At 56.7% G+C, this 767-nt stretch carries 1 pseudogene; it reads left to right on the top strand.

Annotated features, from left to right (window positions below):
• Nucleotides 1–767 (top strand): annotated as a pseudogene (locus tag WH277_RS02085) (efflux RND transporter permease subunit); the annotation flags it as partial.

Genomic DNA, 767 nt, shown 5'->3' with positions numbered 1-767 from the left:
GTTTACCCGACTGCCGGGTAGCTTCCTGCCGACTGAGGATCAGGGCAGCATTATGCTTCAGGCGACCCTGCCTGCCGGCGCCACCGCAAGCCGAACTGAATCGGTCAATAAACAGATCGTGGATTGGTTTCTGACTGAAGAAAAAGAGAACATCGACGTGGTGTTCACCATCAACGGCTTTAACTTCAGCGGCGCTGCGCAGAATGCAGGGATGGCATTTATCAAACTTAAAAACTGGGATGAGCGTCCGGGTAAAGAAAACTCGGCGGAAGCGATAGCCGGACGCGCGACCTATGCACTATCCACTATTCGTGATGCCCAGATCTTTGCCCTGACGCCGCCGTCGGTACCGGGCCTGGGGCAGAATAATGGCTTCACCTATGAGCTGCTGGCCAGTGGGGGCACTACGCGTGATGAACTGGGCAAACTGCGCGACCAACTGCTGCAACGCGCCGCGCAAAGCCCGGAACTGATCGGGGTACGAGCCAGTATTCTGCCTCAGACACCGCAGTTACAGGTCGATATTGATACCAATAAGGCGGTTGCGCTGGGGCTGCAACTGGATGACGTCACTGATACCCTGACCGACGCCTGGGGCGGAGCGTATATCAATGACTTTATCGACCGTGGTCGGGTTAAACGGGTCTATGTACAGGGCGATAGCCAGTTCAGGTCGGCACCAGCCGACCTGGATAAATGGTTTGTCCGCAACAGTCAGGGCGGCATGACGCCGTTCACTGCCTTTGCCTCAACCCGCTGGACCATGG

Source organism: Erwinia sp. MYb416, assembly GCF_037479575.1.
Classification (GTDB): domain Bacteria; phylum Pseudomonadota; class Gammaproteobacteria; order Enterobacterales; family Enterobacteriaceae; genus Erwinia; species Erwinia rhapontici.
The sequence above is the reverse complement of the archived record's forward strand: the minus strand, read 5'-3'. Positions and strand labels throughout refer to the sequence as shown.